This is a genomic window from Paenibacillus sp. FSL H7-0703 (assembly GCF_038003485.1).
In the GTDB taxonomy this organism is placed as follows: Bacteria; Bacillota; Bacilli; order Paenibacillales; family Paenibacillaceae; genus Paenibacillus; species Paenibacillus polymyxa_B.
The window spans coordinates 186,039-211,333 of record NZ_JBBOPF010000001.1 but is presented as its reverse complement, the minus strand read 5'-3'; the positions used below and the strand labels follow the sequence as shown (position 1 = coordinate 211,333).

Sequence of the window (25,295 nt, the reverse complement as noted above, 5' to 3'; positions counted from 1 at the left end):
GTTAGTATATAGGGTACACTGAGTTGGAAAGATAAATTTTTAAGTAATATCCCAAAATGAAAAGGTATACAACCCGAGAAGGAGATGAGGATTTTATGAGCTTAAAACCTTACAAACGAAGTAGAGTGGCTATTGTCGGCATGGGAGCGGTTGGCACAACAACCGGCTACACCCTGCTGCTGCGCCAACGCATGCAAGAACTTGTCTTTATTGATGTCAACGTCAAAAAGGCGAAGGGGGAAATGCTCGATATGAATCATGGGCTTCCTTTTCTCGGCGGTGTCAAAGTATGGGCGGGTGATTATGAAGACTGCCGTAATGCAGATATCATCATTGTTGCAGCGGGAGCTTCACAAAAGCCGGGAGAAACACGTATTGATCTTCTCAAGCGTAATGCCGAAATTTTTGAAAGTATTATTGATAATATCGTCAAGGTCAATACACATGGCATTTTGCTGATCGCAACCAATCCAGTGGACATTCTCTCCTACATCTCTTGGAAACGCAGTGGTTGGCCTTCAAGCAGAGTCATTGGATCAGGAACGTTGCTGGACAGCGCACGCTTCCGCTATTTGATCGGGAAGCAAAAGGGCATCGATCCACGAAGCATCCACGCCCACATTATTGGAGAACACGGTGACTCCGAGTTACCTGTATGGAGCACAGCCAACGTAGCTGGAACTCCGCTTGAACTGGGTGAAGAAACGAAAAATGAAATTTTTGAAAATACCAAGAATGCTGCCTATGAAATTATAGATGCTAAAGGCGCAACTTCTTATGCTATAGGGCTGGCTCTCGACCGAATCGTAGCCGCCATTCTCGGTGACGAGGGGTCGGTACTTAATGTGTCCACCTTGCTGGAAGATTATAACGGAGTATCTGACGTATATTTAGGTGTTCCAAGTATCGTAGATCACAATGGGGTACGTGAAATTTTGGATCTTCCGCTCAATGACGAGGAACGTGCCAGGTTGCTTCAATCTGCGGACAAGCTGAAAGATCAAATTAGCAAAGTTCATATGTAGATCAGGAACATAAAAGCTAAACAAAACTGGCCTCCACAGCGGTAATATCCGTTGAGAGGCCAGTTTTTTAGTCATTATAATGTAAAAGTTCAATTTGTCGTCTTGCTTTGCATTCGAATTACCAAGGTGGCGTATCGCCATCCACATCCTCATTTTCATGCTGGCGTTTCTCTTTTAGCCGCTCAGCCACCGTTTCAAACGATTCAGGTTGGAGCAGCTCAATCGGTGAAAATCCCTTTTCAAACGTAAATGCATCGCCTTCAATAATAAGTGCATATCTATCATGAAGTTTCGTGATATGCAGCTTGGCGCCAAAGTCGGACAGTAGCCCACGCACGGCCGTATCATCTAGTTTAAAACGAACTTCAATTTCTGGTTTCAGCTCGACAATATGCTGTGCAGCCTCTACGACCTGAAGGGGTTCCCATTTCCCTTGCAAATCCCGTTTTTCGCTAGCCGCCCACAATTCCAGATCACGCTCTTCCTGCTGTCTTTCCTCATTAGATGCATCCGGCCATTTGGTTTCTACATAGTTCTGAACGAAGCCCATGACATGCTCATTGACAATTTCGGGCATGGATTGCTCATAGGTCACAAATTTCAAAAAATCTTCAAAATACCGGGCATGCGAAGACTGGTGAATTTTAAGCTCCCACTCATCGTTCATCCCCTCCTCAAGCATGTAAGGATACATGATGGATTTCATATTACGGGCAGAAATAGCCATTTCGACCTCACTCACCAAACTGCTTTCAGTAATTCTGGCAATTTTAGGTTCAAAATCACATTTAAGCACAAAAATAAACGGATCATCCGAGTGTGTATTCAAGGTAGCCTGTACAATGATCAGCGCTCCGCCGCGTACTGCGCTTGTGTCCAGATACATCCGCACCAGATCGTCACAAGCATTTTTAAAATCTTCCTTATCCTCTGCTGCCCGCAGTCGGGCGAACATATTGAAATTCGGATTACTGCTCAATTCATGCTCCGGTTCGACGATAAAGCGGCCGATTTTGGTCGGTGCCTGCTCTGTGCTGGGATTTTTTTCAACCTTCCGTTTGCTAATACGAGTAAATTCCCCGTCCAGAAATTTTTTAACATCGCTTTCGTCATAATCGTAGTCGTCCATTGTAGCGTAATGCTTATAGGACTTACCACCCTGTCCTTCTTTTCCATCTACCTGAATTACAAAAAAAGATAAAAAATCCACTTGAAAGTTCATTTATGTTCCATTCGCTCCTTTTCAGGCATGTACGCGTAATTATATCACTATGATTTTAAAAGGTACATCGGATTCAGAGCCCTATTATTAGATAAGCAATTCAGTTAACATAATATATATTATGTTAATATTTTTTGATTAGATATTATTACCAACTCCCAAGTTTAAAGTGAGTACTTTTATCACTATTCTAATTCACGTCCTTAAGGATCATTGGCCTCTTTATTTCCATGCTCTACTTTCTTCTTGGTTTCAAAAAACATTTGACTAAACAATAGTTAATTTATTATATTATCTATTATTATATAGACAAAAATAAATTTTGTTTATATAAAAAGATATTGCAAGGGGTTCGCGCCTTGAAAACAGGAAAGGAGAGTTTGTTGTTGTTTAAAAATCCATATATAAGGACCATTATCGCCTCCAATGCGCTGCTAAATTTGGGCATTTGGGTGCGCAACTTTGCCATACTGTTGTATGTAACAGATTTGACTCATAATGATCCCGTCTACGTATCGCTCATTTCGGTTGCTGAATTCATGCCTATTTTTCTGTTCGCTATCATTGGAGGAACATTTGCGGACCGTTGGCGGCCCAAACGGACTATGATTAGTTGCGATTTGCTATCCGCGGCCTCTATTTTTATTGTCTTGTTGGCATTATGGTACGGGTCATGGCAAGTACTTTTGCTGTCTACTTTCTTTTCGGCCATTCTATCTCAATTTTCTCAGCCGTCTGCAATGAAGATATTTAAGCAGCATGTAGCACCAGACCAGCTTCAGGGAGTGATGGCCCTTTTTCAATCTCTCATGGCATTATTTATGGTTATAGGCCCTGTTATCGGTACATTTATTTATCAACACTTTGGAATTTTCATTTCAATGTCTATAACCGGAATATTGTTTCTCATCTCGGCGCTTGTCCTGACTCGTATTCCACAAGATGAACAAGCACTTGAGATAGATGATCAACCCACTCATTTCATTCAAGAGCTTAAAGAAGGAATACGTTATGTATGGAATAACCGCACACTTCGCACGCTTGGGGGAACATTTACCGTAATTGGGCTTGCGGTTGGACTTATTCAACCATTAATGGTTTTTGTCGCCATCGAGAACCTTGGACAAAACAAGGAATTCCTGCAATGGCCATTAATGGCGAACGGAGCGGCTATGCTGGTGGGAGGTGGCCTGATTATGGGGGTTGCCAAAAAAGTACAGCCGCAATTGCTGCTGGTGGCCGGACTTTTGGTCAGCACACTGACAACCTTTGGAGTCGGATGGTCGCACAATATTGTGCTGACAATGGCACTACAAGTTTTCAGCGGCTTATTTTATCCTTGCATTCATATCGGTATCAACACGATGATGATGAAAAATGCCGAAGCTGCTTTTATCGGCCGCGTCGGTGGTGCCCTCTCTCCCCTGTTCTCCGGGATGATGGTCGTCGGTATGAGTATCGGCGGAACACTCAAACACGAATCCTCCCTGAACACCGTATATACCGTGAGCGCCGGCTTATTTTTGGTCGGAGCGATGCTATTGTTACCATTGCTTCGTGACAGGCAGCCCGTACAAGCTGTCATAGCCGATGATTCTAAATAACAGCACAAGAAACCGCCCCTGGAGATATGATATGGCATCCTCCGGGGGCGGTTTCTTAATGTTTGTATCATGATTTCATACAGATTATGACTCTCTTCCTTCATGCTGTCTTTTCCACAATCGTGCATACAGGCCGTACTTTTTCCGCTACCCGAAGGCCCTACAACAAAATGCTCTCCGATTAGTTGGTAGGCTTTAATTACCCGAATACCATTTAAATACTCCTGTAGGCGATTCGCAGCATTGATTTTGGCAGCATATGATTGACGTCCAGCCGTCGCTGGATACGTGAAGTAAGCAATACCAACAAAGCAGCTTGTATGATTTAATTGAAAATTAAAAGAAATAGGGGGTTTGTGAACAAGAAAAAGACGAAAATTATCGTTAGGCGATGCCCCTGCCTGTTGTTGTCTCTACTTTTATAACTACGAGTGATTTCAGTCTTAACTCAAACAGCGCGCACCGATTCAGTACGGCACTCGCTGGCTGCATAGCTTTTTCATCTGTCTACTTGACAGGGATATGACCAAAGGACGTTTTTTTATATCACTTATACATTTGTAGAAAATAGTGAAGGTGCCTTTTTCAGTGCACTTATTTTATTTCTTTCATAAAGCTCCTGAAGTTTTCAGCGATTTCCTTTGATTTGGTATGGTGTAAATAATGTTCTCCTTCAAGTGTCATTACTTTTCCATGAACAGAATCTTTGACTTGCTCTTCATGTAGTGGTATCCATCTTTCCACATCTGTATTATTCGCTTGTATAAAGAAAATAAGGGGCAGATTTTTTGGGAATGTTAAATTTCTAGCTGCTTTAAAATTAGGATAAATATTTTCCATTTCGTTTGAGGTGCTGGAATTATACATGTTTTTGAGAGAAAGAATTCTCATTTGTTCTTTTGTTTCATCATCATAGGGTAGTCCAGCATATGGGTCACCAGTTAGTTTCATTACCAATCTGGCTAAACCTGATTTTTTGAGAAATTTAAACGTTTTTATTGGTAATTCAGCATCCATACCACCTTGCGTTGGAACACTGCTATCAATCCCGACAAAAGCACTCACTTCATTTTCATATTTGTTCACATAATCCAGTCCGTAAATGCCTGCAATGGAATGACCCATTAAAATATATCGATCAATTTTAAGACTCTGTAAAGCTTCATGAATTTCACTTACAATATTCTCTGTGTTTCGTTCCTTTTCGGTTAGATCACTTAATCCATAACCAAAAGGCTCAATAACGACGACTTTGTAAAATGGAGATAGCTCTTCTACTAGCGGCTTAAAATCAAGTGCTGGTGCTGCTGTTCCATAACCTGGTAGTAACACGACGGTCTCTTCGCCTTTTCCTTGAATCAAAACATTCATTTTTTTCCCATCTACAGTTACGAACTGACCATAGGATTGTATTTTTCCTTGCTCCGATTTGCTGCTGATAATATTAACTGTATAGACAACGGCTAGAAAAAGCACGATTGCTATAACTATTGTTCCTATTATTTTAAGCAAAATGCTTCGTACTTTATTTGTTCTCGTTCCATTCCTCATTTTCATTACCTCTCTTCGTTTCACGCTCAACTTCTCCTGTCCCCATTCTGTTTGTTGGGCTACCTTAACGAGCCGCTAATGAAAGCTTAACGAAAGAAGATGTACTCCCTATGACGACAATATGAACGGAGTATGAACAAGCAAAAAAATGCTACGTTGTCCAAGGAAGCTGCACATAATGCTGTATCATGGAAAATGCGGTTTAGATAATCCGAATGATACCCTATGAATCTAACTAATCTGGTGGCGTTGTGATTGGCAAGGTGACAATGACGGTCGTTCCTTGGCCGGGTTCACTTTCCACTCGAATGTCGCCTTGATGAAGCGATACGATCTGTTTAACGATGGCGAGTCCCATACCGCTACCGCCATATTTACGACTGTGGGAACGATCAGCTTTAAAAAACCGCTCGAATATACGCTTCTGGTCCTCAAGGGAAATACCAATGCCCGTATCGGATATTCGGACTGTTACGCTTTTGATATCTTGCTTGATGCTGACGTTAATAACGCTGCCATCCTTGGAAAATTTGATGCTATTACCGAGTATGTTCGTCCATACCTGGTTTAATTGATCTTGATCCGCCAATAGGCGAACGGTCTTCAAATTGAGCTCGAAACGGATGTTGCGAGCCGACCATTGCGGCTGGATCGCGACGATGACTCGTCTGATCTGTTCATCAAGGCTGAACGTGACCAGCCGCATCTGCTGTGACTGCGATTCAAGTAAACTCAGCTTTAGCAGGCTATCGCTCATCTTGGACATCCGATCTGCTTCCGAGATGATGATATCGAGATAACGGCTTCGCTCGTTATCTGCTATGTCTACTTGCTTGAGTGCTATAGCATAACCGGATATCGAGGTGAGCGGCGACTGAACTTCATGCGACACATTCGTGACGAACTCCCTACGCATCTGCTCAAGTTGCTGTAGATCATGCATCATTTCTTCAAAGCTGCGAGCCAAAGTACCTAGCTCACCCTTTTGCTTAATATTCAGCTTGACGTTGAAATCTCCAATTGCTATACGTCTGGTCGCTTTTGTCAGCTTTTTGATCGGTCTAACTAGGAATATAGAGGCAACCAAAATCAATAGGCTTCCTGTTACCAACGAATAGGTCAAAAAAGTAAATAACCATTTTTGGGCAAAAGAGGCGGAAGGATACATAAGCGGCTCCACAAACATCGCTTTCATTCCCATTTCCGTTTTCAACCTCAGTCCCAAGAGGTTCATTGAAACACTACTCGGATTAACTTGAACAACTTCTCCATCCAATACTTTCCTTACTTGATCCATCGTCACAGTAACAGGTTTTTGTCCGTTAAGCATTCCGTAAGACTGGAACTGCCCCGTTTCATCAAAAATTCGAATATAATAGGAATCGAGTTGTTTCATTCCACTTACGAATAAGTCCGCTTCACGTAACGGAATGGTTTCGTAAACCCGGACAATGTCCTGACCAAAGTTAAATAAGGTGGTTTGCAAATTTTCGTTCAAATTCTCTTCAAACACCCAAAATGTTACAAAAAAAGCAATGATCGTGCCCGCGAGGACGGAGACCAGAAATGTCAGGACAACACGTGTATATAAGGATCTGATCATTCGTAAACCTCAAGCCGGTAGCCAAGCCCACGCACCGTCTCGATACGAAAATCGGGTGTAGTCGCGAACCGTTCGCGCAGGCGTTTAATATGTACGTCTATCGTTCGATCATCTCCAGTATAATCGATCCCCCAAATTTGATCGATCAACTGCTCGCGCGTATACACTTGTCCAGGTGTTCCAGCGAGCTTATACAGCAATTCGAACTCCTTGAGCGGCAACGTCAGCGACTCCGTCCCTCTCATCACCTTATAGGTCTGCCGATCAAGGATGACGTTGCCGAACTGGATCGTCTGCGTGGTGCCAATCCGATAGCGTTTCAGCAGTGCTCTGACCCGAACTGTCAATTCCAGTGGATCAAACGGTTTCGTCAAATAATCATCTGTTCCAAGTTCGAAACCTTTCACTTTCTCCCATGTTTCGCCTCTCGCAGTCAGCATAAGTAAGGGAAGATCAGGATTGGCTCTTCTGAGCTCCTTGCATAACGTCCAACCATCCATTATCGGCATCATAATATCGAGCACGACAAGATCGACATGCGTTGTAGCGTAGACAGTCAGTGCTTCCTTGCCGTCTGCGGCTTCGGCTGTTGCGAATCCGTCGTTGCGTAGAAATAAACAGACGAGTTCGCGAATGTTCGCATCGTCGTCAGCAACCAGTATAGTAGGCATCCGTTTCCTCTTTCCCTGTTTTCCATTCCATATTGAAGTAACCATTATACTATAAATAAAATTGAATTACTCCTATTCTTCCTATAATTTTACAGTGTTATTCCTCCCGGTCTCTGCTGGCGAACAAAGCCAAATACCGTCGTGCCGAATAGCTCTTTAAAGCCATTTTTAAGCTTTTGTTCATTAACATGTACCATCTGTTGAGATGACAATTCCTGAGCAATAGCTCGCGTGTCAGGAGTAATCAACGCCTCCATACAAGCAAAAGATTGCTCCAGACGTATATCCAATTCCTGTAGCAATTCTCCCCATAGCAAAGGGTTAAAGCGCAGCTCCATGTGATTCATCGCCTTTCTTGCTGGCATCTCCGCGTGGATCTTCACATCATTCATGTAAATGAACTGTACATGTCTTCCATGTTCACGCTCTGAATGAAAGCCATCCACGGACCAAACGGCTGAATAGTCGATGTTCAGCGCTAGCTCTAAATAAGGCGTACCGAACCTTCTTGTAATCTGGACTGGATCATGAAATAGCATTTTACTGTGTGAAAGCTGAAGCCTTTACGTAAAAAATGTGTACGATGCACACCGCTTCCCCACTGTTCGGGTATATGATAAATATGCTCATGTTTCAATGGCGCTTGAGTGAGATCATTTTCATCATTTATAAGATTCGAATCGGCTATCTGGTTATAGTAATCATTAAATTAGACGGAGAATTTTGATATTAAGTATACATAATATATATTATGTAAATCTCATCCCCATTGCATCGAATTAAAGAAGTCGGCCTTGACTTCAACGCCTGTCCAATCGTATAGTATGGTTATATCTTCAATTAAGGGAGAGATTTTGATGTCGGTGAACGTTCTTAACTAAGCAATTGCATATTCAGGGAGTAACACCAGGCGCTTGAACCCTTCGGGTACAGGTTTGTTTGTTGCTGTGTTGTTATCCTGATATTAGTTAAGAACATGCGGATATCATAAATCGCCTTCGGGATTATCTTCATCCAGGCCTTATTCCGTGCTGTGTTCAGCGCGGTTTTTTGTTTTCAGATTTTGTAACTTCCCTTTTAACGTTTCCATTCGATCCAAATAGCTTAGCAAAGAGCTGTTGCGTAAATGAATTGGAAACACGGAACTCGGAACTACAAAAACTGTATAACAGGCTTATTTGTTGATAAATTCCCTCTTTCCTTAAGGGCGGAGAATGAACGTTTTGTTCATTCTCCGCCCTTTTTTATTTTAATAGCAAGTTTTCCAAAATCCTGACACTACACAACTAAAGGAGAGATTTATTCATGAACGAAACTACAATGCTGCGTTTGGAATATGATCAAATTAAAACAAGAGTTTCCGAATGTGCTTTTTCTTACCTAGGTAAGCATCACGCTGCTTCTATGTGCCCAATTACTGATATCCGTACCATTAAGATTCGTCTTGACGAAACCAACGAAGCGTTACAGATCATTCGCCACGGAGCAAGCGTCCCTGTTCCTTCGTTGGAAGGAATGGAGCATATTCTTCAACTGCTCGGAACCGGGTATATGTTCAGCGAGCGTGATTTTTCTCATATGGCTCAATTCATTCGAAGCTGCATTCAACTCATAAAATATATGCATTCCAAGGCGGACGCTGCTCCAACCGTCAGCGCTTATGCATCTTCCATGTATAGCATGGAGCCGCTTCTATCCGAAATCGAAAGATGTATTCATTCGGGACGTGTGACGGATATCGCCAGTAAAGAACTAGCTAAAATTCGCAAAAAAATTGCGGTTACTGAAGAACGTATCAAGAGAAAACTTGACTCTCTCACCAGCCGCCACCGATCCATTATGCAGGAAAATATGATTAGTCAGCGCAATGGCCGTTACGTGCTTCCAATCAAAAAAGAATTCCGTAAACAAGTGAAAGGCAATGTACTGGATGAATCGGGAAGTGGTCAGACGGTTTACGTTGAACCTGCCGAAATCACGAATCTGCAATTCGATCAGAGCGCAAACATGGCAGAAGAATCTAAAGAAGAAATGAAAGTGCTGGGAGACCTGACGGCAATGGCTGAGTCATACAACCGGGAACTAAGCATCAATACAGAGACTGTAGGTGTACTGGATTTTTTATTGGCAAAAGCCAAATACGCCATGACTCTGGATGCTGTCCCTGTCGAACTTAACCTTGACGGGATTATAGACATCCAAGGTGCACGTCACCCGTTGATGTCCAATACGATGGTGCCGCTTGATTTCTCAATTGGTGAAGGATATTCCTCACTCATCATCACCGGACCGAACACAGGCGGAAAAACGATGGCACTTAAAAGCGTCGGTCTATTAACACTAATGGTGCAATCTGGGCTACTGGTACCTGTTTTGCATGGCAGCCGAATGGCTGTATTCGAGGAAATTGTGGTAGACATTGGGGATGGACAAAGTATTGAACATGCTTTGAGCACCTTTTCTGCACACATCCGCAACATGATTAGCATTTTAGAAACAACAGGCAACTCTACTCTGATTCTGATTGATGAAATGGCATCCGGCACCGATCCGGGAGAAGGAGTAGGCCTCTCTATCGCGTTGCTAGAAGAATTCCATCGTCGCCGAGCGACAGTTGTGGCTACAACACACTTTAGCGAAATCAAGCATTTTGCTGAAAACACACCGGGATTTCAGAATGCTCGTATGGAGTTTGATACCGAAACACTACAACCTTTGTACCGACTTCGAATTGGTGAGGCTGGAGAAAGCTATGCATATGCAATTGCCTTGAAGCTGGGCATGTGGACACGTATTATCGAGCGTTCTGAGGCCATTTCTGCAGGCAGAGCGTCTCGGAATACACAGGAATCGTTTGTTATTCCCCCTTTTGTAGATGATGAAAAATCTGATGATGCAAATAAGCCTCTCCCTAAAAAAGCGGCTTTAGACGAGACAGTCACAAAACGGCGCAAACAAGAAATTCCTCTCAAAACCAAACCATTTGCCCTTGGCGATAGTGTTTATGTAGGCTACCTGGATCGAACTGGAATTGTATACAAAACCGAGGATGAACGGGGTAATGTCGGGATATTGATCCAAGGACAGAAGCTGAGCATTAACAAAAAGAGGCTCGTCCTTCACATCGCTGCTACTGAATTGTATCCTGACGACTATGATCTGGATATTGTTTTAGAAACCAAGGAAAACCGCAAAAAACGAAAACTGCTGGGACGCAAGCATGTCGAAGGAGTGATGATTGAATCTCCCCCGGAAAATGAAATATAGACGCATGCGTATATTCTCAATATAAAAAAAATAAGTTATTTTTATATTGTCAGTGAAACTTGAATCTGCAAGTGGACACTTGATAAGAGTGATTCACTTGCAGATTTCACCACACTAAAAACATAATATATATTATGTAAACTTTATGCTTCCCTATTAGACAGGACAAGATAAATCAGACATCGAAATATAACTTTTGTTATCATTCAAGATGATAGGTTTGTTTGTAGTTATATATAGCACCTAGCAAATTCGCTTCATTGCCTAATTTACTTTGCTCAATATCTGCACGCACAAAATTTAAGATCGAATCTAGATAAAGTTTCTCTAGTTCTTCTTTAATAGTAATAACCAGTAAAGGATTTGCAGATATGCCTCCCCCAATTACAAACTTTTCAGGATCAAGAATCGTTTGCAAATTAATAATTTGTGTTGCGATGTTCCTACAGTATTCTTGAAAAATCGCTTGGACCGTGTGATCTCCTTCTTCAATGAGCTTGAATACTTTTTCACCTGTTATAGAATCTGCAGGAAGCCCTTTAGCTTTGGCAACAGTTTTAGATAATACAGAACTACTCCCTTGCATACCAAGCAAATAATCAACATTGTCTGTATACTCATTGTTAGTTCTGATGAAGGAGAATTCCCCAGCCGATAAATGATGGCCTTTCAGCAATTTACCTTGAGAGATGATTCCACCGCCCATTCCGGTTCCAACTACCAGAACAACACCATCAGCGATTCCCTGTAATGAACCACACCATGCTTCTCCCAGAGCAGCGCATTTTCCATCATTTTCAATTGCTACGGGTAAATGAAACGCTTTCTTAAAAACTTCGATCATATTTATATCATTTATATATCTTAATGAACCGCCATGCACCATGTGACCGCTTTCCGAATCCACAATACCTGGCATGCTGACAGCTATACCTTCACATTCATCTATAAACTGATTATGAATTTGCTTCAAAGCTACAAGTAGATTCTCAAGTGAGTCCAATGGAGTTTTAACTTTCCCCTTACACATAAACTCACCTTGAAAATACAAACTAAATTTAATAAAAGAGCCACCAATATCAAAAACCAGTATTTTATTTTTCATGCTACGTATAGTCCTTTCATGATGCAATTTGGTGTCTTCTCAATAACGATAATTAACATTATTGCTTTTGTAAATCCATCATTTTTTTTATCGTTAATAAGACACCGTTTTCTTCGTTGGATTTAGTGATAAAACTGGCTGCATTTTTAGTGTTCTCACATGCGTTTTTCATAGCAAAACTATATTTTGCTATAATCATAAGTTCCACATCATTTTCACCATCTCCAAAAGAAAGGGTCTCATCCTCAGTAATCCCTAATATCTCTTGGAGTTTTCTTACCGTTTCCCCTTTATGGGTATGAAGTGCTGTAATATCCAGCCAATTTGCTTCAGAATCAACAATATAAATTTGATCCATTAGAGTCTTTTCAACATGTTTTCTTAATAAGGGACTTCTTCCAGCTGGATCATATACAGTTATTTTAAGAAAGCTACTGTTGATTTTATCAAATGAATCAATCTTAACCACTTCTTTATACGAGCCTTTCACAATTTTATAGTATTCGTCTTGAATATGAGAATGAACAAATGCTGCTTCCGTTGTACATGCTATGATAATAAAATCATTGGAAAAACTTTCGATATCTCTTATCGCTTGTAATGCTAGATTGTGTTCAATCGTAAACTCTTTGACGACGACTCCATCCTTTTTAATCCGCGTAGCACTGTCCCCTAAGATCCAGATCCCTTTTCCGTGCTCGCCAAACAATTCTTCTACTCGTTCACATTGTTTACCTGTACAGGCTACAAAAGAAATATTATTTTCTTGCATTTCTCCATACACCTGATTAAATAATTCGACATCGAAAGTGCCACTATTATTCAGAAAAGTACCATCCAGATCACTTACCACCAGTTTAAACATATATAAAATCCCCCAATATACACTAGAATCTGAGTTTAATTTCTAACAAGAGTGGATTAAAAGCTTATACATTTAACCTAGCTTATGAAACGCGTTCCAGGTCAAGTTCTAATGTGGGGTTCTCTCACAAGTTTACAACGTTCACAATATTGATGAGACAAAGTCGTTGATTCTATTTGCGAGTCGAGATATGACTCCTCATTAAAAGTTTACATAATAATTATTATGTAAACTCATTTTTATTTAATCTCAACTTTCATGCTATACTCACAATCCTGTTATTGGTATCTGAATATCCAGTTTATCCATTGCTTTTTCTTTTTCCCGATCAGTGACATGTGTATATACTGTGGTTGTCTGAATGGATGAATGCCCCAGTAGCTCCTGCACGGTACGCAGATCTGCTCCCTTACGTAATAGCATCGTCGCAAAGGTATGTCTTAGCTTATGGCTGGAATAAGCCTCCCGGCGTTCCATACTCTTATCTTGCTGGAATCGTTCGAACGTTTCTGTAGCGATCTGTTGAATGGTGCGCACTGCCAGACGGCGGCCTTTTTGGGATACGAACATCGCATCCTCTTTACCTCTCCACGGCGTCAATCTTTCCTCCAAAGCATGCTCTACAAAATCACACACGGCTTCCGGTACCGGGAGAGTACGCCACTTACGTCCTTTACCGAACACATCTAAGGTACGTCTTTCTCGGCTGTAATCCGAGACATTCAATGAATGAACCTCCCCCACCCGCAATCCCATGTAGACCATCAGCAGAAAAATCGCCATATTACGATTTGCATATTTCCCCTCCACCGCGAGCAAAAACGGATGAATATCCTTTTCATCCAGATAGACGGGCATACGATTCTTTTCAGTCTTTGCTTTTTTAATTCCCGCTGCCGGATTTGTGCTGCATAACTCAAATTCCTGTAGCGCTTTAAAAAAACTATTCACCGCTGCATGCTTCCGGTTCCGCGTACTATCTCCGGCGCCTCCCTCCCGCGCTTTGGACAAATACGACATAACATGAATCTTCTTCACCTGATCGAGTGGTTTTTCACGCAACGTCCGTAAAAACTGCTTCACATCCCCCATATAATTTTTTTGCGTATGTATCGTATATCCTGCATCCTTCATCCAGATCAAAAAAGCTTCCAGCTCCTCAGTATATATTTCATCAATTTCTTCAGTTGTATCGAGCTCCACATGTCTCATCTCTTTTTTCATCTCGCTTGCCTCCAATTCAGTTCATATTCCGAAATATACTGTAAAACGATCATTTTCGTCTGATTTTTATCGACAATCCAATCGACATCTTATGCAGGAGGGATTCTAAAAGTCGTTTTAAACCTAAACAGCGTATAATTTATATTATACGCTGTTTTTTTAGTGCTTTTCAAGGGCAAATAGAGCGTTTTTCCTCTTGTCCAGCCCGGTATCGCCTTCAAGCAGACATTTCAAAGCACTTAACGGGGTGGCATAGGGTCAGAGGGGATCGATCCCACAATGTAGACAAATTAAAACACGCTCAAGAAAAGTTCACCTAATGTAATTCATTCATATCTAAAACAAAACTAAATAGCCAATAGTCTTGCATGCGGCACCACTTCTCTACTTCATCCGCAAGCTGGGGGCGCTGCTCTCGATCGGTAGCAGTCAAAATCGCCATAGTGGCCAAAACATGAATATCATGTGCAGTTTCCAGCTTGCTATCCGGATCACCTTTCGGCGCGTGCACCATCTCCATTTGATAGCCTGCTAGCTGATTGTAATTTTCACCCACTTGCAGCAGTGGATCACCAAGAATTTCACCGATTTTCGAGATGATGACCGTGTGATCCAGCTTCTGGGCAAATTTCGAGCAGAGCGTAGAAACAGTCTTGTTCACAGGAAAAGCATGAACTGGCCTGCCTGACGGCAAATTTCTGCTGGACGTCTACATGCCTTATCATTTAAACTATTAAAAATTAATTTTCGAAAGAGTGAGATTACAACGACAGCATGAGGCTCCAGCACCTGGATCTTACAAACGAAAATACAAACATCACTTTCTGTCAGCCGAAACCCTGATTAATAACTACATAATAATTATTATGTAAACTAAGATTGGAGGATGATTGTATGATTAACAAATTGTACTGGTTACCGATCGGTCAGCTTGATATTGATCGCTCCTCACTCAACCATCATGCACAGCCCGGTGAACTGGTGCGCCTGCAAATCTGGTCGTATCTGCTGGAGACAGATCACGGTCCGATTCTCATTGATACCGGTATGCCGGATTCGTTTATCGACAATCCAAATTATTTTAAAAGTACACCGTTTGAAGGGCGCTTCATTCCCCATATGTCAGCCGATGATAGTATCGTGGCTGTACTGGATCGGATCGGCTATCAGCCGGACGATATCCATGCCATTGTAATCTCTCATATGCATATGGATCATGCCGGAGGCAATCCGCATTTTCCGAATACACCGATTTATGTGCAGCAGTCCGAAGCAGACGCTGCGATCGGTAATCTGGAATATGCGCCACCGGAATGCGTGCAGGCGGACTTGAATTACCAACTGCTTCAAGGGGATCATGAGCTGGTTCCAGGTTTGCAACTGTTCTATACTCCGGGTCATTCGCCGGGTCATCAGTCCGCGCTGGTCACAACAAAGGAATCGGGTCCGGTCATGCTGACGATTGATGTTGCCTACACGCAGGAGAATTACGCAAACGACGTGCCGTTTGACGGCTTTAACCGTGAACAGGCACGCCAGTCAATCGCCCGCATTCAGCAGATTGTGCAGGAGGTTAAGCCGAATCTGTTGTTCTTCGGTCATGATCCTGAGCAGGTAGCCGTTCAGCCGGTATATCCACAATACAAATAATGATGATAAAGCAGCTATTTCTCCACCACTGCGGATCTTTTCGGTCCTGGGGATAAAGAAATTGGTATTATGAATGCACACAAAATAGACGTATCCGGAGCCGTGCTTCATTCGGATCATGGCTTCCAGTATACGCCTACGGCGTACAACACACGACTTGAAAAGTTCGGCCTCAAAGGCAAGTGGTGCGGACTGGCAGAATAGTCGTAATTCGGCCAGATCCCCTCATGATCTCAATTTCTTCATCCGATTTTTAAATAATCATTATTGTATCTCCTCACTTCTAAAATGTTATATCCTCTTATTCTTTTCTTTTCATTAGGTAGTTGTAATGACTCCGACATTTAGAACTGCAAAATTTGGTTAACTGAGCTCGCTAATATGGAATAAACCAAAATGATTGCATTGAATACAACTTTGCAGTTCTAGTTGCTCCCCTCCATAGCTTTTAGCAAACTGATAAGTGATTCCATATACATTCGCTTTAACTGGTCGGGTTCATCTATAAATTCTGTATGTAAATGCTGATCTTCAGAACCTAGCTAACTTTTAAGCGCACAAATTGATTTTCTGCAAATACACAATTGATCCTTTGTATTAACTCGCTATTAAGCCCCTGCTTGTTCAGAACAGCCTGAGCAATATCCAATACGCTCCTTACTGACAAATATTTCAAATGGACTAATACACTTAATCCGTTTATATCAAAAAAACAATTATATACATGAAGTTAATTACGCCTAATCCCCTGTTATCGCTAGCATCAGGAAGTATATCTAAGAACTCATGGGGTGAGTCGCTGTCGACACAGCATGGATGATGAGAAAAAGCAATTTGCTGTCTCGCTCCGTTTTCCCTTGATCATCCAGCACGATATACTTAAAGAAGTCGAAAGGCAAACTTAAATTCAGCCTATGCTCATTTCAAAAATGTAGGTTTATTCATGACAAAGGGAGTGTTCATTTATTTATGAGTACCGAAATGCTGGAACGTCGAAGTGAAATTCTAAAACGAAACATCCATCAGTTGCTGGTTCAGGAAAATCAACACGGCGTGACACGTCAGGAAAATTACACGTTGCATAAAATGATCAGAGAGCTGCATCAAACCTCTCATGCCTTGAATACTTCCCGTTGAGATGAAAGGCTGCTAAATTAAATGAAACAAATAACCTTCAGCCCCACTTCCTTAGTGGTGTTGAAGGTTATTTGTTTGCGTAGCCTTTAATTGACAGGTGGTACTCTTTCGTGACGTTACCCTTTGGAGCGACTCAACAGGTATAAGAAGTATGGCGCACCAATGATGGCTACAATTAAACCTGTCGGGATTTCTTTCTGTAAAGGTAAGGATCGTGTGATCGTATCCGCTACAAGTACCAGGAGTGCTCCGACTAAAGCACAGGTTACCAGCAGCATTTTATGCTTCGGCCCCACCAGCTTTCTCGCCAAATGTGGAGCCACCAAACCGACAAAGCCGATACCGCCACTAACCGAAACACTAGAACTGGCCAATCCAACCGCAGCAGCGAGAAGGAGAATACGTTCCTTTTCGATAGCTGTACCCAACCCCGATGCCGTCTGATCTCCCAGATTAAGCACATTCATCACATTTGCTTTGTAGTATGCGAAAGGAAGCAATACAATCAGCCAAGGCAACAGAGCCATCACGAATTTCCAGTTTGAGCCCCAGATGCTTCCTGCTAACCAATTAGCTACAAACGTGTAACTTTCGGGTGTCAGCTTAAGAGTCATAATGATCATCGCAGCACTGATACCCGCCGCTACGCCAATTCCGCTCAGCAGTAGCCTTGTCGGAGAAATTCCTTCACCTTTCTTGTAAGAAAGCGCGTAGATGAGAATAGCAGCTGCTCCTGATCCAATCAGTGCAAGGGCGGGAAGTAAAAACAATGAATTCGTAGTTTGCATAGATGGAAAAAGCAATACAAACAGCATGACCATCAACCCGGCGCCTGCATTAATGCCTAGAATACCAGGGTCCGCTAGGCCGTTACGCGAAACCCCCTGCATGATGCAGCCAGAAACAGCGAGACCTGCACCGATAAGAAGGGAAATAACCATTCGTGGCAATCGGAATTCAAATAGGATTAATTCCTGCTGTGGAGTCCCTTGTCCAAACAAGGTTCTAAATAGCTCCATTGGCGAAAGCCGGATGGTTCCCGTATTCGCACTTATGGTGAACGCAGCAATGAGCAATACGAGCAGAATGACTACAACCATCCAATCATGTATTTTTTTACGATGACTAGCTTTGGCAATAGCCCCATTCGTAACGTTATTCATCTTACAGTGCCCTCCTTTCTTTACGTGCCAGATAAAGGAAGAACGGAACCCCAATTAAGGCAATAAGTACGCCCACCGGTGTTTCCTCAGGTGCGTTAATCATACGGGCTGCCAGATCGGCAAACACAATGAGTAAAGCTCCCATAATGGCCGAGCATGGAATAATCCAGCGATAATCGACGCCAACCAGCTTGCGGGTTATATGGGGAATAATCAATCCCACGAAACCTATAGAACCCACCAACGACACCGCTGCACCCGCCAAAATCAGAACAAGAATCATTCCGACTACCTTTACTACCCCAGTTCGCTGACCAAGGCTCAACGCAATTTCGTCTCCCAAACTGAGTAGCGTAATGGAGCGCGACAACATGAGAGCACCGATAAAAGCTGCCACAACCCAAGGCAAAACTATACCGAGCTGAACCCACTTGATTCCACTAAGCCCTCCGGCATACCAAAAGGCCAAATCCTGTCCAACATCAAAGTACAAACTGATCGCATCTCCTAAGGCAGACAGCAATGCCGTGACAGCTGCACCTGCCAATACAAGACGAACTGGCGTAAGACCTGATTTGGATATGGAGCTTGTACCATATACCATCACAACAGCCAGAGCTGCACCAACAAAGGAATACAACATTAACTGTAAAAAGGAAGAGCCAGGAAAAAGGGCAAAGCAAATCGCCATCGCCAAGCTGGCTCCCGAGTTCAGTCCAAGCAAGCCCGAGTCAGCAAGCGGATTTCGGGTCATTCCTTGCATAATTGCACCTGCAACAGCAAAGCAAACTCCGATTAAAACCCCACCCAGAATCCGAGGTAGACGGATTTCCCAAATAATCTGATGGTTTTGCAACTCGGGTTTAAAATGAAAAACGGCGTTCCATACCTCTTCCAGCCTAATTGAGGCTGCACCAAAAGATAGAGATAGCGCGATACCGAACGCTAAAAGTCCAAGCCCAACTGTCAGGATAAGCGAAGCCGCCCATGGTCGCGAGTGGAATTGAGTCGGCGACTGGTTATGATTACTTTGAGCGGGGCTATCCGATGATTCTGATAATTTCATAACTATTGTTCACCCTTACTGTTGAATAGTATGTAGCTATCACGAACTGTGTTGAAGATGATGTTGATAATGAGAATTATTATCATGCAATCTTTACTATTGTAAATTAATGTGGCAACGGCATCAATAGCAAATTTCGAGGAATGCCTAATGTTCTGCCCTATTGTGAACAAATAAAGCCCTTCGGCATAAATACCAAAGGGCTGCCAACGAAGCAATTACTTCTGTGTGGCGTTCTCTTTATTCCGCTGGACGATCATGTCTGCGATTTCTTCAGCTTGTCCTACAATGGCAATGGGATCGAAGTACCAATATTGATCCTCCTGGAGCTCAAAAACCTTACCTTGTCGGACCGCATTCAGTGATTTCCATATGCTGTCTCCTTCGTAACCTCTCAAATCCTTGTTAACCGTCAGAAAGATATAAGAGCCGGCATATTGATTAATGACTTCTTTTGACACCGATTTCCATTGAGTCTCACCTAATAACTCTTTTTGGACAAGCGGCGGAGGTGTCAAATTCAGACCTCTGTATACCGCCTGTCCTCCTCTGCCAAAATTATCACCATATACATAGTATTCTTTTTCCGAAGCTTCCATTACGGTGAACGTATCTTCAGGCTGAACAATTCCCTTTAGCTTGTCACGTGCGGCCTGCATCTGCTGATCGTATTGCGCAAGCCATGTTTTGGCTTCCTGTTCTTTTCCAAGCAGCTCACCAAAAGCTGTCAGTTCCTCATGCACATTCTTGTACGTTCCATAAGGAATGACTATGGTCGGAGCAACTTTACTATATTTTTCATATTCATGTGCATCTTTGGAACCAATCAGAATCATATCCGGCTGTAGAGCCAATACTTTTTCAATGGATACACTACCGCGGTCTCCAATGCTTGCAATGCCTTGTACAAGATCCTTTGAAAACGGATTATCCAGATAATATTTAACACTTCCCACAGGTTTAATTCCTAGTGCTAATAAATCATTCTGGTACATATCTACTACAATCCGCTGAGGGTGAACCGGTATTTTAATATCTCCATGAATCGTTTTGACTGTTTTCATTTCCTCTGACTTTTGTTCGCTAGATGTTTGATTCTGCTTTTCACCAGGTTGCTTTACATTTCCACCACAGGCGGTAAGAGCTAAAATGACTGACAGAAGCATCATTACAATCCACATTTTCTTTGTCAAACCTGTTCATTCCTCTCTCTATTTACGGTGTCATATTGGCCTATTTACGTTCCGTATTGAGCTTGGTGCAGGCGGCTATATGCCCCTTTTACTGCCAATAACTCTTCATGTCTGCCTTGCTCGGCAATCCCTTGATCTGCAACTACGATAATGCGGTCAGCATTTTTGATCGTTGCCAGACGATGCGCGATAACGAGTGTCGTACGGCCTTGGGATAGCTCTGTCAGCGCTTGCTGAATCGCGGCTTCTGTCTCTGTATCCAATGCTGAGGTTGCTTCATCTAAAATGAGAATTGGCGGATTTTTAAGGAACATCCGGGCAATAGACAAACGTTGCTTTTGACCACCGGAGAGCTTCACACCTCGCTCACCGATCATTGTATCCAGACCATCCGGATATGAGCGAACAAGGTCTTCAATCTGAGCTCGACGAGCAGCATCCCAGATTTCTTCTTCCGAAGCATCGAGCTTACCGTAAGCAATATTTTCACGAATCGTTCCATCAAAGAGGAATACATCCTGTTGTACGATACCAATCATGGATCGCAGCGATTCCAGCTTCATTTCACGGATATCCATTCCATCAATAGTAATGCTGCCTTCCTCGACATCGTAGAAGCGAGGCAACAAACTGCAAAGTGTCGTTTTACCTGCTCCTGAAGGACCCACAAGTGCTACGGTTTCACCCGCATGGATAGATAGGTCCACTTTGCGTAATACCTTATCTTTGTTTTCGTAACCAAACGTTACACCTGCAAATTGAATATCTCCATTAAGATGGCTAACCGCCTTGGCCCCAGGCAGATCTTCTACATCCGATTCACTTTCCAGCAAATCCAGGTATCGTCGGAAGCCGGCAATCCCTTTCGGATACGTTTCGATGACAGAATTAATTTGTTTAATCGGCCCCAGGAATACATTAGACAGCATTACAAATGCGATAAATTCCCCGTAGGTCATCTGTCCCTCGATAACAAACCATGTTCCACACACAAGTACAAACAATGAAACCAGCTTCATTAGTATAAAACTAATCGAGGAATTCCAGGCCATAATCCGGTACGCGATCAGCTTCGTTTTACGGAAACGCCCATTATTTTCAGCAAACCGTTCCATTTCATGTGCTTCGTTGGAGAACGCTTGAACAACACGAATCCCGCTTACATTATTTTCAATACGAGCGTTATAATCCGCAATATCAGAAAACATACGATGGAATGCAGCAGACATTTTACGGCTGAAATAAAGAGACAAGTAAATCATGAGGGGTACAATGATGAAAGTCAGTACAGCCAGCTTCCAGTTAATACCGAGCATGATACCAAAGGCTCCCCCCAGTGTCATCAACGCGATGAACAAATCTTCGGGTCCGTGGTGGGCAATTTCCCCAATATCCATCAGATCATTAGTCATACGTGAAACGAGATGCCCTGTTTTGTTATTGTCAAAAAACCGAAACGATTGCTTTTGTACCCGATCAAACAGCTTTTTACGCATGTCCGATTCGATGTTAATGCCCAGCTTGTGTCCCCAATAGGTGACCACGTAATTCAGTGCAGCACTTATGACATAAATACCGAGTAGAGCCAGACAGGCATATAAAATCCATTTCCAGTTCCCGCTGGGCAGCAAATCATCGACCACCCGGTTGACTGCAAGCGGAAAAGCCAACTCCAGCAGTGCAGCCAGCAAGGCACAAGAGAAATCAATGATGAACAAAGTCCGGTAAGGACGATAATATTCAAAAAATCGTCTAAGCATGGTTATGACTTCTCCTCTCTTATTTCAATTGAACTGATCACTTCGGATCAACGGAAAACATTTTAACAGCCTCATCGAGCGATTCGTCAACGGCTAGCGGTGAGTACGTAAACCACGGATCGGCTTTGATGAAATACACTTTGTGGTTTTTAACAGCCGGGAGATTTCTCCACAATGCACTTTGCTCAATTTGCTTAAGCATTCCGTCCTTGCTCGCTTCATCATAAACCAGCATAATAATTCGGTCTCCTGATAGTTCAGGTAACTTTTCCATTGAAATAACATCATAAACATAATTAAATCTCGGGTCCTTCGCCAGCTTCTGGCGTATGTACTCAGGGGGATTCAATTCCAGTGAACGGTAAATAACATGTCCTACATTCCGCGCTCCGTATACTCTTAACACATTCTTATCGTAGGCCATATAAATCGTAACCGTTTCATCTTTTTTGAATTTTCCAACCAGCTTCTTTCGACCTTCCTCAGCCTTTTTGTTGAAACTAGCGATCCACTGCTCGGCTTCCTTGTCCTTACCCAGCACGGCTGCGACATTCCGCAGTTGCTCAAATACATCGCCTTCTCCAAACGAAACGACTACGGTTGGAGCAATTTTCTCTAGCTGCTCCTTCACTTCGGGCGTGGTATATTCTGTTGTGATGATCAGGTCCGGTTGTAACTCCAGCACCTTTTCTACATTTGTCGGGTTCCCAATATCCGCCACTCCGTCAATCTTACCTTTTAAATAGTCGCCTTCTAACAAATGGGAAGCAGCACCTGCAGGCTTAACTCCCAAGGCCAGCATAGCATCCAAATATTGTGTCGTGACAACTCGCTGTGGATTTGCAGGGATACTGATCTTATTGCCAGTGGCATCAGTATATTCGCGCATAACAACCGTTTGGGACTGCCCGGAAGGATCATTAGTGCTGGTCTTGTCGTTTGTCTGGTTGTTGCTAGCTGCGTTTCCACATGCACTCAATACAACCATCAAAAGAACCACAAGACAAAGCGTGGATTCCCATTTTAATCTGTACCTTTGTTGCACAATATACGTCCTCCTTAGATATATACAATTCATAATATGATAGTGATTCTCATTATCATATAATTGTTATTCTATCTTTTACCGTCTCTTCTTACAATACAAAAATAAAAAACTTCCATTTATGTGTATGTATCGTCATCATAGAATAGCCAAAAAAAGAACTGATGCGCATTACAGCATCAGTCCGAATAGCTTAATATGTTGGGGCAAGCGCCCTTTTTATTTCGATTGATCCACTAACTCCAGCTTAGCGGGAATTGATGTTTTCACGGTTTTACCTTGAAGTACATCCTTGGCTGCCTGCACCGCCAATTGACCAATAAGCTCGGGTTGCTGAGCTACGGTGGCTGTCAGTTTCCCTTCCTTAATTGATTTAAGCGCATCCTCGTTACCGTCAAAACCGATGACTGGAATGTTTTTACCTGAGCTTTGGATTGCTTCGATCGCACCCAAAGCCATTTCATCATTGTGGGCAAATACTGCCTGAACGTCCGGGTTGCCTTGCAGCAGATTTTCCATCACGTTCAAACCTTTGGTCCGATCAAAATCGGCCGATTGTTTGGCAATGACTTTCAGATCCTTATCTGCTACTTCATGAAATCCTTTTCCGCGTTCACGGGTAGCGGATGCTCCTGGAACACCTTCCAGCTCAATCACCTTGGCACCTTTTCCAACTTGATCAATCACATATCTGGCAGCCATTCGTCCTCCCTCTACGTTGTCTGAAGCGACGAGTGCTTTTACATCGCCTTTGTCAGCAGAACGATCCAGTGTAATAACCGGAATGTTCAATGCATTCGCTGATTGTACCACAGTAGAGATGGCCGACGAATCTGTCGGATTAATAAGTAACGCGTTTACTCCCTGTTGAATCAGATCATCCACGTCATTACTTTGTTTCGCCGAATCATTTTGTGCATCCACAACAATGACCTGCATTCCTTGTTTTTTGGCCTCTGCCACAACTCCGTCTTTGAGAGATACGAAGAATGGATTATTCAGTGTTGAGATCGACAAGCCGATTTTGATGTCCTTCAGGTTCGCGGCCGCTTTAGGTTTCGCCCATTCGGGCGGTTCCAAGGAACACCCTGTCATGAGCAGGAGCAGCAATGCAGTCATGATTAATGTAAGCTTTTTCATATTTATGTGTCTCCTTCTACGCAGATTAGGTGTATTATGCGGATTTTTTACGGTCAATCAATACAGCAATAGCGATGACTATCCCTTTTACGACCATTTGATAAAATGAGTTAACCCCCAGCAAGTTCAAGCCATTGTTTAGTGTACCGATGATAAGCACACCAATTAACGTACCTACGATTCGTCCGCGTCCTCCCGAGAGACTTGTTCCACCTAATACGACAGCCGCAATGGCGTCCAATTCATAAGAAGTACCTGCTGTCGGTTGCGCCGAGTTCAAACGTGAAGTCAAGATAGCTCCCGCCAATGCAGAGAGCATTCCAGCCAGAGAGTAAATCCAAATTTTTACACGTGGTACTTTAATACCAGATACAATCGAAGCCTTCTCGTTACCACCAATGGCATACGTTTTACGTCCGAATGGTGTTTTATGCAAAATGATCCATAGGACAGCAAAGGTAATGAGCATCGTAATCGCTGGAACCGGAATACCGAACTGATAGCCACGACCGAACAATTGAAATACCAGACTGTCCCCGAGTCCTGTAATAGGGTTACCATTGGTATAAACGAGTGTCAATCCTCTGAAAATGGTCATGGTTGCTAGTGTAGCGATGAACGGAGCCATTTTACCCTTCGTAATCATCAAGCCGTTGACCATCCCCATCACGCCACCCAATGCACAGCCGATGATAATCGCCAAAATAGGATCGAACCCGGCCAGCATCATATTTGCGACAAACGCACTGGATAGTGCTAATATGGAGCCGACTGACAAATCTATTCCGCCTGTGAGAATAACGAAGGTCATACCGAACGCAATCAACGCATTAATGGATACCTGGCGCAATAAATTCAAAATATTAAGCGGTTCCAAAAAGCTGGGATTTAAGACCGATACGATAATCACCAAAATAATGAGTCCCAACAACGGGCCAAGCTTCTGTGTGATTTGTGACATTTGAAAGCCTTTGCTGCTTTTTGATCCATTCATAGTTGTCATA

22 protein-coding genes and 1 pseudogene are annotated in these 25,295 nt (G+C 42.8%); 6 read left to right on the top strand and 17 right to left on the bottom strand.

Features of this window, described 5'->3' with window-relative positions:
• The first annotated feature begins 95 nt into the window (after nt 1–95).
• The gene (locus tag MHB46_RS00955) at nt 96–1,025 is read left to right on the top strand and encodes an L-lactate dehydrogenase (RefSeq protein WP_029517496.1); all 930 of its coding nucleotides are present in this window, start codon (nt 96–98) and stop codon (nt 1,023–1,025) included.
• A 118-nt stretch (nt 1,026–1,143) separates the two neighbouring features.
• On the opposite strand, the gene MHB46_RS00950 is transcribed toward MHB46_RS00955, so the two are convergent.
• Nucleotides 1,144–2,247 carry a DUF3900 domain-containing protein gene (locus MHB46_RS00950; protein ID WP_165176927.1) on the bottom strand — a complete coding sequence of 368 codons (1,104 nt, stop codon included), beginning with the start codon at nt 2,245–2,247 and terminating at the stop codon, nt 1,144–1,146.
• A 386-nt stretch (nt 2,248–2,633) separates the two neighbouring features.
• Here MHB46_RS00950 and MHB46_RS00945 point away from each other — a divergent pair, with 386 nt between their 5' ends.
• Nucleotides 2,634–3,851: an MFS transporter gene (locus MHB46_RS00945; protein ID WP_341163671.1), complete on the top strand. Its 1,218-nt coding sequence runs from the start codon at nt 2,634–2,636 to the stop codon at nt 3,849–3,851.
• Nucleotides 3,852–4,015: 164 nt separating this feature from the next.
• Here MHB46_RS00945 and MHB46_RS00940 read toward each other — a convergent pair.
• The 5 genes and pseudogenes from MHB46_RS00940 to MHB46_RS00920 all read right to left on the bottom strand — a co-directional run.
• Nucleotides 4,016–4,167: pseudogene (locus MHB46_RS00940) on the bottom strand (ABC transporter ATP-binding protein); the annotation flags it as partial.
• A 278-nt stretch (nt 4,168–4,445) separates the two neighbouring features.
• Complete coding sequence (locus tag MHB46_RS00935) at nt 4,446–5,408, bottom strand: alpha/beta fold hydrolase (RefSeq protein WP_445667603.1); 963 nt, start codon at nt 5,406–5,408, stop codon at nt 4,446–4,448.
• 229 nt (nt 5,409–5,637) lie between these two features.
• A complete protein-coding gene (locus MHB46_RS00930; protein ID WP_341161311.1) occupies nt 5,638–7,005 on the bottom strand; it encodes a sensor histidine kinase in 1,368 nt (455 codons plus the stop codon).
• Nucleotides 7,002–7,676 (bottom strand): response regulator transcription factor, encoded by a 675-nt coding sequence (locus MHB46_RS00925; protein ID WP_254325544.1) that lies wholly within the window; start codon nt 7,674–7,676, stop codon nt 7,002–7,004. Before MHB46_RS00925 ends, MHB46_RS00930 begins: the two co-directional genes overlap by 4 nt.
• 89 nt (nt 7,677–7,765) lie before the next feature.
• Nucleotides 7,766–8,215, bottom strand: a complete 450-nt coding sequence (locus tag MHB46_RS00920; RefSeq protein ID WP_341161310.1) for a hypothetical protein — start codon at nt 8,213–8,215, stop codon at nt 7,766–7,768.
• Nucleotides 8,216–8,981: 766 nt separating this feature from the next.
• Between MHB46_RS00920 and MHB46_RS00915 the strand changes: the two genes are divergently transcribed.
• Nucleotides 8,982–10,943 (top strand): endonuclease MutS2, encoded by a 1,962-nt coding sequence (locus tag MHB46_RS00915; RefSeq protein WP_341161309.1) that lies wholly within the window; start codon nt 8,982–8,984, stop codon nt 10,941–10,943.
• A gap of 202 nt (nt 10,944–11,145) precedes the next feature.
• Here MHB46_RS00915 and MHB46_RS00910 read toward each other — a convergent pair whose 3' ends face one another.
• From MHB46_RS00910 to MHB46_RS00895, 4 genes are all read right to left on the bottom strand, one after another.
• Complete coding sequence (locus MHB46_RS00910) at nt 11,146–12,048, bottom strand: ROK family protein (RefSeq protein WP_341161308.1); 903 nt, start codon at nt 12,046–12,048, stop codon at nt 11,146–11,148.
• A gap of 58 nt (nt 12,049–12,106) precedes the next feature.
• Entirely contained in the window at nt 12,107–12,913 is an 807-nt protein-coding gene (locus MHB46_RS00905; protein ID WP_341161307.1) for an HAD-IIB family hydrolase, read from the bottom strand.
• Nucleotides 12,914–13,180: 267 nt separating this feature from the next.
• Nucleotides 13,181–14,137 (bottom strand): tyrosine-type recombinase/integrase, encoded by a 957-nt coding sequence (locus MHB46_RS00900; protein ID WP_165176937.1) that lies wholly within the window; start codon nt 14,135–14,137, stop codon nt 13,181–13,183.
• A gap of 316 nt (nt 14,138–14,453) precedes the next feature.
• Entirely contained in the window at nt 14,454–14,831 is a 378-nt protein-coding gene (locus MHB46_RS00895; protein ID WP_341161306.1) for a hypothetical protein, read from the bottom strand.
• Between the two features lie 200 nt (nt 14,832–15,031).
• Between MHB46_RS00895 and aiiA the strand changes: the two genes are divergently transcribed.
• From aiiA to MHB46_RS00880, 3 genes are all read left to right on the top strand, one after another.
• The gene (gene aiiA, locus MHB46_RS00890) at nt 15,032–15,787 is read left to right on the top strand and encodes a quorum-quenching N-acyl homoserine lactonase AiiA (RefSeq protein WP_341161305.1); all 756 of its coding nucleotides are present in this window, start codon (nt 15,032–15,034) and stop codon (nt 15,785–15,787) included.
• A gap of 69 nt (nt 15,788–15,856) precedes the next feature.
• A complete protein-coding gene (locus MHB46_RS00885; RefSeq protein ID WP_341161304.1) occupies nt 15,857–15,991 on the top strand; it encodes a hypothetical protein in 135 nt (44 codons plus the stop codon).
• 765 nt (nt 15,992–16,756) lie between these two features.
• Nucleotides 16,757–16,924, top strand: a complete 168-nt coding sequence (locus MHB46_RS00880; RefSeq protein WP_007432475.1) for a hypothetical protein — start codon at nt 16,757–16,759, stop codon at nt 16,922–16,924.
• A gap of 116 nt (nt 16,925–17,040) precedes the next feature.
• Here MHB46_RS00880 and MHB46_RS00875 read toward each other — a convergent pair whose 3' ends face one another.
• The 7 genes from MHB46_RS00875 to MHB46_RS00845 all read right to left on the bottom strand — a co-directional run bounded on the left by MHB46_RS00875 (nt 17,041) and on the right by MHB46_RS00845 (nt 25,294).
• Nucleotides 17,041–18,087 (bottom strand): FecCD family ABC transporter permease, encoded by a 1,047-nt coding sequence (locus MHB46_RS00875; protein ID WP_061828269.1) that lies wholly within the window; start codon nt 18,085–18,087, stop codon nt 17,041–17,043.
• Between the two features lies 1 nt (nt 18,088).
• On the bottom strand, nt 18,089–19,153 hold the full coding sequence (locus tag MHB46_RS00870; protein ID WP_190299422.1) for a FecCD family ABC transporter permease: 1,065 nt from the start codon (nt 19,151–19,153) through the stop codon (nt 18,089–18,091).
• A gap of 218 nt (nt 19,154–19,371) precedes the next feature.
• Nucleotides 19,372–20,334: an ABC transporter substrate-binding protein gene (locus MHB46_RS00865; protein WP_341163670.1), complete on the bottom strand. Its 963-nt coding sequence runs from the start codon at nt 20,332–20,334 to the stop codon at nt 19,372–19,374.
• Nucleotides 20,335–20,390: 56 nt separating this feature from the next.
• Nucleotides 20,391–22,106, bottom strand: coding sequence for an ABC transporter ATP-binding protein (locus MHB46_RS00860; RefSeq protein ID WP_025720642.1), 1,716 nt, complete (start codon nt 22,104–22,106; stop codon nt 20,391–20,393).
• A gap of 37 nt (nt 22,107–22,143) precedes the next feature.
• Nucleotides 22,144–23,151, bottom strand: coding sequence for an ABC transporter substrate-binding protein (locus tag MHB46_RS00855; protein WP_341161303.1), 1,008 nt, complete (start codon nt 23,149–23,151; stop codon nt 22,144–22,146).
• 219 nt (nt 23,152–23,370) lie between these two features.
• Nucleotides 23,371–24,291: a ribose ABC transporter substrate-binding protein RbsB gene (rbsB, locus tag MHB46_RS00850; RefSeq protein ID WP_025720638.1), complete on the bottom strand. Its 921-nt coding sequence runs from the start codon at nt 24,289–24,291 to the stop codon at nt 23,371–23,373.
• A 34-nt stretch (nt 24,292–24,325) separates the two neighbouring features.
• A complete protein-coding gene (locus MHB46_RS00845; protein WP_341161302.1) occupies nt 24,326–25,294 on the bottom strand; it encodes an ABC transporter permease subunit in 969 nt (322 codons plus the stop codon).
• Nucleotide 25,295 lies beyond the last annotated feature (1 nt).